Source organism: Rhodococcus yananensis (assembly GCF_020515525.1).
In the GTDB taxonomy this organism is placed as follows: domain Bacteria; phylum Actinomycetota; class Actinomycetes; order Mycobacteriales; family Mycobacteriaceae; genus Rhodococcus; species Rhodococcus yananensis.
Window position 1 is genome coordinate 1 of record NZ_JAIYEP010000111.1, and the last position, 10,021, is coordinate 10,021.

Annotated in this window: 8 protein-coding genes; 4 read left to right on the forward strand and 4 right to left on the reverse strand. The window is 67.2% G+C overall.

All coding sequences use genetic code 11. The annotated features are described in order from the left end of the window. Window positions 1-32: 32 nt before the first annotated feature. Window positions 33-1,238, reverse strand: a complete 1,206-nt coding sequence (gene hppD, locus LDQ05_RS18235) for a 4-hydroxyphenylpyruvate dioxygenase (protein ID WP_226438369.1) — start codon at window positions 1,236-1,238, stop codon at window positions 33-35. A gap of 188 nt (window positions 1,239-1,426) precedes the next feature. On the opposite strand from hppD, the gene LDQ05_RS18240 reads away from it, so the two are divergent. From LDQ05_RS18240 to LDQ05_RS18250, 3 genes are all read left to right on the forward strand, one after another. After that, on the forward strand, window positions 1,427-1,936 hold the full coding sequence (locus LDQ05_RS18240) for an Lrp/AsnC family transcriptional regulator (RefSeq protein WP_226438370.1): 510 nt from the start codon (window positions 1,427-1,429) through the stop codon (window positions 1,934-1,936). Between the two features lie 134 nt (window positions 1,937-2,070). Further along, window positions 2,071-3,324: a Glu/Leu/Phe/Val dehydrogenase dimerization domain-containing protein gene (locus tag LDQ05_RS18245; protein WP_226438371.1), complete on the forward strand. Its 1,254-nt coding sequence runs from the start codon at window positions 2,071-2,073 to the stop codon at window positions 3,322-3,324. Further along, window positions 3,317-4,717 carry an amino acid permease gene (locus LDQ05_RS18250; RefSeq protein WP_226438372.1) on the forward strand — a complete coding sequence of 467 codons (1,401 nt, stop codon included), beginning with the start codon at window positions 3,317-3,319 and terminating at the stop codon, window positions 4,715-4,717. Before LDQ05_RS18245 ends, LDQ05_RS18250 begins: the two co-directional genes overlap by 8 nt. Window positions 4,718-4,757: 40 nt before the next feature. Here LDQ05_RS18250 and LDQ05_RS18255 read toward each other — a convergent pair whose 3' ends face one another. From LDQ05_RS18255 to LDQ05_RS18265, 3 genes are all read right to left on the reverse strand, one after another. Then, window positions 4,758-5,126 carry a VOC family protein gene (locus LDQ05_RS18255; protein ID WP_226438373.1) on the reverse strand — a complete coding sequence of 123 codons (369 nt, stop codon included), beginning with the start codon at window positions 5,124-5,126 and terminating at the stop codon, window positions 4,758-4,760. A 110-nt stretch (window positions 5,127-5,236) separates the two neighbouring features. Then, entirely contained in the window at window positions 5,237-5,587 is a 351-nt protein-coding gene (locus LDQ05_RS18260) for a CD225/dispanin family protein (protein WP_226438374.1), read from the reverse strand. A 132-nt stretch (window positions 5,588-5,719) separates the two neighbouring features. After that, window positions 5,720-8,938, reverse strand: a complete 3,219-nt coding sequence (locus tag LDQ05_RS18265) for a type I restriction endonuclease subunit R (RefSeq protein WP_226438375.1) — start codon at window positions 8,936-8,938, stop codon at window positions 5,720-5,722. Between the two features lie 352 nt (window positions 8,939-9,290). On the opposite strand from LDQ05_RS18265, the gene LDQ05_RS18270 reads away from it, so the two are divergent. Continuing rightward, on the forward strand, window positions 9,291-9,986 hold the full coding sequence (locus tag LDQ05_RS18270; protein WP_226438376.1) for a DUF4352 domain-containing protein: 696 nt from the start codon (window positions 9,291-9,293) through the stop codon (window positions 9,984-9,986). Window positions 9,987-10,021 lie beyond the last annotated feature (35 nt).

Sequence of the window (10,021 nt, forward strand, 5' to 3'; positions counted from 1 at the left end):
GACTCGGACCGGGGCGGGACCCACCTCCGACCTCAGAAGTTTCCGCGGGCCTCCTGCTCACGCTCGATGGCTTCGAACAACGCCTTGAAGTTGCCCTTCCCGAAACCCAACGACCCGTGCCGCTCGATCAACTCGAAGAACACCGTGGGCCGGTCGCCGATCGGCTTCGTGAAGATCTGCAGCAGGTAGCCGTCCTCGTCGCGGTCGACGAGGATTCCCCGCTTCTTGAGTTCCTCGATCGGCACCCGCACCTCGCCGATCCGGGCACGCAACTCCGGATCGTCGTAGTACGCGTCCGGGGTCGCCAGGAACTCCACGCCCTCGTCGCGCAGAATGTCGACGGCCGTGAGGATGTCGTTGGTGGCCAACGCCAGATGCTGCGCGCCCGGACCCCGGTAGAAGTCCAGGTACTCGTCGATCTGCGAGCGCTTCTTCGCGACCGCCGGCTCGTTGAGCGGGAACTTCACCCGATGGTTGCCGTTGCACACCACCTTGCTCATGAGCGCCGAATAGTCGGTGGCGATGTCGTCGCCGACGAACTCGGCCATGTTGGTGAATCCCATGACCCGGTTGTAGAAGTCGACCCACTCGTCCATCCGGCCCAGTTCGACGTTCCCGACGACGTGATCGAGCGCCTGGAAGATACGTTTGGGCGCACCGTCGCGCTTGCGGTACGTCGAGGTGCGCTCGACGTAACCGGGCAGGTACGGCCCGTCGTACCGCGACCGGTCCACCAGGGTGTGCCGGGTGTCGCCGTACGTGGCGATCGCACCGATGCGCACCGTGCCGTGCTCGTCGGTGACGTCGCGGGCCTCCTCGAGGATCGTCGCGCCCTGGGCGCGCGCATGAGCGATGCACTTGTCGACGTCGGGCACCTGCAACGCGATGTCGACGACACCGTCGCCGTGCACACGGTGGTGCTCGACGAGCGGACTCCGCGGATCCACCGCGCCCTCGACCACGAAACGTACGGCACCCGAACGCAGTACATAGGAATGATGATCGCGGTTGCCGGTGGTCGGCCCCGAGTACGCCACCAGTTCCATCCCGTACGCCGACTGGAAGAAATGCGCGGTCTGCGTCGCGTTGCCCACGACCCACACGACCGCGTCCCACCCGCTGACGGGGAACGGATCACGGTCCGCGTCGTACTCGACGAGACCGACGAGCCGGTGCAGCTCGTCGGCGCCGAGTTCGGCGAGTTTCTCACTGTCGGTGAGAACGTATTCGAGTGTCATTGCCGAACCTCCTGCCGCGGTGCGCGGCCGCCGTAGCGATGTGTCGTGTGTCACCAGGAAAAGCCCGTCGCGGGGCGCCGCGCAACGTCGCTCCCGCGAACTACCCCGGCCGACTCGAATTCGCTGGAACCGACCACCCCAGCTATACAATCGGCATAGATTCGGAACCCCGACGGGAGTGAAGCGTCATGCGTGAACCCGTACAACTGGACGAGTTGGATTTCGCACTCCTGGAGGCCCTGCACGCCGACCCGAAGGTCGGTGCGCTGGAACTGTCGCGCCGCTTGACGGTCGCCCGGGCGACCGTCTCCGCTCGACTGCGCCGCCTCGAGGACACCGGGGTCATCGCCGGCTACGAACCCCGGATCGATCTCGCTGCAGCCGGTTTCGAGGTACAGGCGTTCGTGACGATGGAGATCGTGCAGGGCGCCCTCGAAGCGGTCACCGAGGTACTCGAAGCGATCCCCGGAGTGCTCGAGGCGTTCGCGACGACCGGTGCCGGCGACATCCTGTGCCGGATCGGCGCCGACTCCCACATCGGACTGCAACAGACCCTCATCGAACTGAACCGCTCCTCGATCGTGGCGCGGTCGACGAGCGTCATGGTGCTGTCGGAGGTCGTGCGGTATCGCGCGATGCCGCTGCTGCGCACCCTCGAACCGAGTCGGGCAGCGAAAGCACCGGCCTACCGACGCTGATCACACCCCCCGGCCCGCGAACTCTGCGGATTGCACAGAAAAATGCGGCGCCGGTGAACAGCACCTCCACACCGTGCACAGTTACCCACGTCGCAGTTGCGCGGCGAATGTAGCGACCGTCACAGTTTCGGCCCATGAGGAACCTGCTGACCCGATTCGAAGAGAAGTCCCCCGAGATCGTCTTCGAATGGCACGACCCGGAAACCACCGCCCGCGGATGGGTGGTCATCAACTCGCTGCGCGGCGGCGCAGCCGGTGGCGGCACCCGGATGCGCCGCGGCCTCGACCGCCGCGAGGTCGAGTCACTCGCCAAGACCATGGAGATCAAGTTCACCGTGTCGGGACCGGCCATCGGCGGCGCCAAGTCCGGCATCGACTTCGACCCGTCCGATCCCCGCAAGGACGGTGTACTGCGACGCTGGTTCGCCGCCGTCACCCCGCTGCTGCGCTCCTACTACGGGACCGGCGGCGACCTCAACGTCGACGAGATGAACGAAGTCGTCCCCATCACCGAGGACAACGGCCTGTGGCACCCGCAGGAAGGCGTGGTCACCGGGCATTTCGGCAACGACGAACGGCAACGCATCCAGCGTGTCGGGCAGCTGCGGCTCGGCGTCGCGAAAGTCGTCGAGGATTCCCGGTTCACACCCGACCTGGCCTCGAAGTACACCGTCGCCGATCTGATCACCGGATACGGAGTGGCCGAATCCGTTCGGCACCACCGGCGTCGCTATGCCGACAGCGACGTCACCGGCAGCCGCGTCGTGGTGCAGGGCTGGGGCAACGTCGGGGCCGCCGCCGCCTACTATCTCGCGCAGGCCGGTGCCCGCATCGTCGGCATCATCGACCGCGACGGCGGCATCCTCGAACCGGGCGGGCTGTCGTTCGACGAGGTCCGTACGTTGATGCTCACCCGCGACGGCAACGCACTGCGCAGCGACCGCATGCGGCCGTTCGCCGAAGTGAACGACGCCATCTGGGATCTCGGAGCCGACATCTTCCTGCCCTGCGCGGCGAGCCGCCTCGTCACCCGCGAACAGGTCGACCGCATGGTCGCGGCCGGCCTCGACGTGATCGCGAGCGGCGCCAACGTCCCGTTCGCCGACGACGAGATCTTCTACGGACCCACCTACGAGCACGCCGACAAGTCCGTGTCCGTCATCCCCGATTTCATCGCGAACAGCGGAATGGCACGCGCCTTCGCGCAGCTGATGGAAGGTACGACGGAGGTGTCGGACGCCGCGATCTTCGGGGACGTCTCCGACACCGTCGACACGGCCCTGCGCCGCTGCCACGCACGCTCCACCGACCGGACGGGACTCGCCGCGACCGCATTCGAGATCGCCCTCGACCAGCTCGTGCCCGCCGCGGAGCGCATCGATGACTGACACCCTCACGTCTCCGGCGCCCACCGCCACGTCCGGGGCACTGCACCGGGCCATGCAACCGCGCCAGCTCGTGATGATGAGCCTCGGCGGGGCCATCGGCGCGGGCCTGTTCGTCGGGTCGGGCGCCGGGATCGCGGTCGCCGGACCGGCCGTGCTCGTCTCGTTCCTCGTCGCCGCAGTGCTCGTGGTGTTCGTGATGCGGATGATGGGCGAGATGGCCGCCGCCAACCCGGCGAGCGGCGCGTTCTCCGTGCACACCGAGAACGCCCTCGGTCCGGTTGCGGGACAGACCATCGGGTGGCTCTACTGGATCCAGGTCGTGATCGTGATCGCGGCCGAGGCGACGGGAGCGGCGGCGATCACCGCCGCGGCGCTGCCGGATGTCCCGCAGTGGGCGTCGGCACTGTTCTACATGGTCGTGCTCACCGGAGTGAACCTGGTGGGCGTGAAACGGTTCGGGGAGGTCGAATTCTGGTTCGCCGCAATCAAGATCGTGGCGATCGTCGCGTTCCTCGGGGTGGGAACCGCCATGATCTGCGGTTGGATCCCCACATTCGAGAGCACAGGATTCGCGAACCTCACCGCGCACGGCGGTTTCGCGCCCACCGGACTCGCCGGGATCGCCGCGGGGCTGCTGATCGTCGTGTTCGCGTTCGGCGGCACCGAGATCATCGCGATCGCCGCCGCCGAGACGTCCGATCCGAAACGCAACGTGGGCCGCGCCGTCCGCACCCTCGTGTGGCGGATCCTCGTCTTCTACATCGGCTCCGTGCTCGTGATGGTGACGGTGCTGCCGTGGACGTCCGAAGATCTCGCGTCCGGGCCGTTCGTCGCCGTCCTGCAGGCCGGTGCCGTACCGGGTGCCGCCGCGGTGATGACCGTGATCGTGGTGGTCGCGTTGCTGTCCTCGCTCAACGCGATGCTGTTCAGCGCATCCCGCATGATCTTCTCACTGTCGCGGCGCGGTTCCGCCTCCCCGGTCTTCGGCCGGATCTCGGCGAACGGGGTGCCCCGCAACGCGGTGCTCGCATCGGTGACATTCGGATTCGTCACCGTCGCACTCAACTACGTCTACCCCGACCGGGTTCTCCCGTTGCTGCTCAACGCCGTCGGATCCACGATCCTCGTGCTGTGGACGTTCGTGACGGTCTCGCACCTGGTGCTTCGGCGGCGCGCTCGGCGCGACGGCACCGAGGACGCCCTGCCGCTGAAGATGTGGGGCTTCCCGTACCTGTCGTACGCGACGCTCGGTCTGCTCGCGGCCATCGCGATCCTCGCATTGTTCGACACCGCCGCGCGTGCCCAGCTGGTCGCGACCGGTGTGCTCACCGCCGCGATCGCCGGGACGGCGCTGCTGCTGCACCGCCGACGTAGGGGGTCGACGGTGCAGTGAGCGGGCTGCCGGCGCGAACCCCGACCCTCCGCGCGGGGCACTATCGTCGAGTGAGGATCTCGAGATAGTGCCCCGCCGGGTCGAGGAAATACGTTCCGCGGCCGCTGTCGTCGTCACGGATTCCGTGATGCGTCTGCCGCGGATCGGCCCAGTGTTCGATGCCCCGCTCCACGATCCGGCCGTGGATACGATCGAAGTCGTCCTCCGACACGCAGAACGCATAGTGCTGCGGGTGGACGGCCGATGCGGGAGTCTCCGCGTAGTCGAGGGTGACGCCGTTGCCGAGTTCGACGGCGAGGAAGCGCCCTCCCGGAACGGGATCGGGGAGATCGAACAGTTCGGTGAGAAAGGTCGCCGACGCATGCTTGTCGGTGGCGGCGACGATGGTGTGATCGAGTGAGATGGCCAAGGAGAACTCCTTGTGTTCCGGCGCCTCCATGCCTGACGCGGTCCGTCACCGGCACGCGACACCGGTTCCAGAACTACCGTGTTCCGCCCCACCGCGCAAGTCCGGTACCGCTATCGGTACGACGGGTACTGCGTCACCGATTCGAGATCCGACACCGCCGACATCGCCACCGCGAACACCACCCCGTACAGGACCACGACGAGCAGCATGAAGACCACCCACAGACCCAGCGCGATCTTGCCGAGCTTCTTCGCCTGAGCGGACGCCTGCTGTGCACCCTGGTGGTCGCCCGACGCCCAGCGCGGGTACACGCTCGCCGAGTTCGAGAACGCCGAGAAGGCGAGCGGCCAGAAGAAGATCAACGCCGCCACCGCCCACCCCGTGTTCTGCTCGGGCATCGGCGGGCGGGCCTGTCCTGCTGCCGCATCGAACTGGAATCCCGCCTGCTGGAACTGCGTCATGTCGCCTCCGTGCTCGTGTCTCGTACCGTCGGGAATCCGTCGTGAACCCCCGTCCGAATACTTGGATGCACCGATCCACGATTTGGTTCCCGCAGGCACGAAAGTCTTTTCGAGCCGATGCCCGGGCAGCGGTCATGCAGCCATGGTCGGTGCGATCGCCTCCATCTGTTCGAGGACCAGTTTGATCGCGGCCGGCTGACGGTCCGGTGGGTACTTGTAGCGGGTCAGCAACCTCTTGACCTGTGACCGCAGCTTCGCCTTCACGTCCTCCCGCACCTTCCAATCCGTCTTCACGTCCCGCCGCATCACTCCCACGAGATCGCGGGCGATCTGCGCGAGGACGTCCTCCCCCATCCCGTCGAGCGCGGATTCGTTCTGCGCGACCGCGTCGTAGAACGACAGTTCGTGGTCGCCGAGCGGCGGGTCGAATCGCTGTCCGCGTTGCGCCTCGGCGCGCACCTCCTGCGCGACCTCCACGAGCGCGGCGATGACCTCCGCGGAGGTGAGCTGACTGTTCGTGTACTTGATCATCAGTTCCTGCAGTTTCTGCGAGAATGCGCGTTGCCGGACCAGGTTGTGTTTGGCCACCTTCCGCGATTCCTCGGCGACCAGCTTGCGCAGCGCCTCGACCGCCAGCGTCGGGTTCTTCGCCTGCAGGGTGCGCTCGAGGAAGTCCGCGTTCAGATCCGCCAAGGACGGCTTCGGCATCCCGGCCGCGTCGTAGATGTCCAGTACCTCACCGGATTCGACGGATGCCGCCATCAGCGCACGCAACGCGCGCTTGACGTCCTCGGGCACGGCGACACCCCGGGCCTGACGATCGGCGGCATCGAACTTCGCCATCGTCACCCGCACCTCCTCGAAGAAGCGGGCGTCGCCGACGAGGGGCCGCACGTCCTCGTGGCCGCTGCAGATCGCCCACACCCGCGACAGCTGCGAGGCGTGCCGGCGGTACCGCGCGGCGAGTGTCTCCTGCCCGTCGGCGACGTCGTTCTGCGGATTCCGGGGGTCGCGCAGAAACGCGACGGTCGCGTTGACGACCTCGACGTACGGCCGCGGTCCCGTCGCCGTGCGATACGCCTGCCAGTCGAATCCGTGCAGCATGTTCGCGAGGATCGTCAGCAGGTTCTTCACCGCGTCCACGGCCTCCGCGACGGGACGGCCGAGCGGCGTCGTGGCGCGGTCGTCGGCCGTGTACTCGGCGAGAGCCGCGGCGAGGTTGTCGGCGATCGGCGCGTACGCCACCATCAGCCCGTCACGCTTGCCCCGGAACGTGCGGTTCACGCGCGCCAGGGTCTGCATGAGCAGCGCGCCCTTGAGGGGACGGTCGAGATAGAGGGTGTGCAACGGTGGCGCGTCGAACCCGGTGAGCATCATCTCGTTGACGATCACCAACTCGATCTCGTCGTCGATATCCTTGAGCCGCTTCTTGATCGCGGCGTTCGCCGAATCCCGACGCACGTGGTCGCTGACCGGCGGGGTGTCGGAGGCCGACCCCGAGTACACGACCTTGATGCGTCCCGCGTGCAGATCGTCGGAATGCCAGTCGGGGCGCAACTCCACGATGCGGCTGTAGAGGTCGGCACAGATCTCGCGGGTCGCGCACACGATCATCGCCTTGCCCGGCGCCGCGGGGTTGTCGTCGGATCCGACGAACTTCGCCATCTGCGCGCGGCGGTTCTCCCAGTGCGCGACCAGATCCGCGGCGAGCATCTGCAGTCGCGCCGGCGTCCCGTACACGGCGTTGATGACGGCGACGGACTTCTCGATGCGGGCCCGTTCGACGTCGTCGAGGTCGGCGGTCGCGTCGTCGGCCGCCGCGTCGATCTGCTCCTCGCTGACCTCGTCGGCGAATGCAACCTTCACGAGGCGACTCTCGAAGTGCACCGGCACGGTCGCGCCGTCGTCGACGGCGCGGGTCAGGTCGTAGATGTCGATGTAGTCACCGAACACGGCGCGAGTGTTGCGGTCTTCGAACGAGATCGGGGTTCCGGTGAACGCGATGAGTGTGGCGTGCGGCAGGGCGTCGCGCAGGTGCCGCGCGTAGCCGTCGAGGTCGTCGTAGTGGCTGCGGTGCGCCTCGTCGACGATGACGATGATGTTCCGCCGGTCCGACAGCAGCGGATGCGCACTTCCGGTTTCGCGTTCCTCACGGCTGCGACCGAACTTCTGCAGGGTGGTGAAGTAGATGCCGCCGGTGGTGCGGCCGGACAGTTCGTCGCGCAGCTCGGCGCGGCGACGGATCTGCCGGGGCTGCTCCGGAAGCAGGCAGGAGCGTGAGAACGATTCGTAGAGTTGGCCGTCGAGTTCGTTGCGGTCGGTGATGACGACGATGGTGGGGTTCGCGAGCTTCGGGTGCCGGATCACCTGGTTGGCGTACAACTCCATTTCCATGGATTTGCCCGACCCCTGCGTGTGCCACACGACACCGGCCTTGCCCTCGGATTCGACGGCGACGACCGTCGAACCCACGGCTTTCGCGACCGCGAAGTACTGGTGGGGTTTGGCGATCCGTTTGACGAGCCCGTTCTCGCTCTCGTCGAAGGCGGTGTAGCTGCGCAGCAGTTGCAGGAAGCGTTCCTGGTTGAACAGGCCGTGCAGGGCGACGTCGAGGGGGTGCGCGGCGTCACCGGCGGCGCGTTCTCCCTGGATCCCGAAATCGACGCGGGCACCGTCGTCGTCGACGTTCCACGGTGAGAAGTGCTCGTACGGTGTGAACGGTGTTCCGTAGGCCGCGGTCGCCCCGTCGGAGACGAGTGCGAGTACCGCGAAGCGGAAGGCGAGCGGGAACTCCCGCAGGTACGTCTGCAGTTGGGCGTGCGCGTCGGACAGGCCGACCCGCTCGGTTCCGGCGTTCTTCAGCTCGACCGCGGCGACCGGCATCCCGTTCAGATACAGCATCAGGTCGAATCGTCGCTCGAAGTCGCCGCGGATCACGGTGACCTGCGAGGCGACGAACCAGTCGTTCTCGTCGGGATCGGTGGAGACCAACCGGATCGTGGGGGTGACCTCGAGGCCGCTGTCGTCGACGTACGACACGGAGCGCACGCCCTCGGTGAGGTGGTCGTGGATCACCCGGTTCTCGGCGATGGCATCGGTGGAACCGGCGGTCGCGACGGTCTGCACGGCCTGGTCGACGGCGCTCGCCGGCAGCGTCGGGTTGAGGGTGGCGATCGCCGCACGCAGACGGTCGGGTACGAGGGGGTCGTCCCAGGAGGTGCGTTCACCGCTGCCCGGCGCGATGTCGGGGCCGGGAATGTGCCGCCAGCCGAGTTCACCGAGCGTGTCGAGGGCCATCTGTTCCCACGACGCCTCGGTGAGACGACCGGTGAAGTCGAAAACGTCTGCCATGCCCACAACCTAGAAGTTCCGGTTTCCCGGAGCGAGCAGGGAGTCCGATAACCCCCGTTATCACGTCGTTTCTGGGGTTCGTGGCGGCGAGGGCAGACGATCGGATCGTTCCGTTCGACGACCAGGAGATCGCGGTGACCACCCAGTTCGCTCCGGTGCCCACCGACTCCGACCGCCGTGTCGGGGCACCCCACCCCGGGTCCGAACGCGAGTCACCCCACCCCGGGTCCGAGCGAATGTATCGCCGGATCGCTTGATTCGAGTGAACGGTACGTTCGCTCACTCGCCCGGAGGGCGACCCGCCCCCGGCCCGCCCGAATCACCCGCCCCTTCGCACGAAACGAGTTGTGCCATGACCTACCCCGACCAGCCCGACCCGCGCATCCAGCCGCCGAACCCGCACCAGCAGCCGCCGCAGCCCGGCGGGTGGCAGCCGGCCGCCGGCTACACCCCCGTCCCGGAACCGCCGCGCAAGCGGAAGAAGTGGCCGTGGGTGGTCGGTGGGATCGTCGCCGTGTTCGTGATCGTGTCGGTCGCCAGTGGTGGTGGCGACGACGAATCGTCGAGTTCCGCTCGCGACGGCGACGCGGCACCGCTCGTCGACAGCCCGCAGACGGAGCTCGAGTCCGCACCGACCGTGGACGCGCCGGACGCCGAGATGAACGCTCCCGTCCGCGACGGCAAGTTCGAGTTCGTCGTCACCGGCATCGAGACGGGTCTGTCGTCGCTGGGCGACAATCCGTTCCTCGCGGAGGAAGCGCAGGGACAGTTCGTGATCGTCACGATGACCGTCAGCAACATCTCGAACGAGCCGCAGGGGCTGAGCCCCAGCAACCAGACGCTGATCGACGATCAGGGCCGCGAGTTCACGGCCGACACGTCGGCTGCCCTGAATCTCGATTCGGACGTGACGTTGTGGGACGAGATCAATCCCGGCAACACCGTCACGATGCCGGTGGTCTTCGACATGCCGGTCGACGCGACACCTGCGGCGATCGAGCTGCACGACTCGATGTTCTCCGGTGGTGTGACCGTCTCCCTGCGGTGACACCCCGCTCCGTCGGTGCGCCCGAGAGGGGTCGG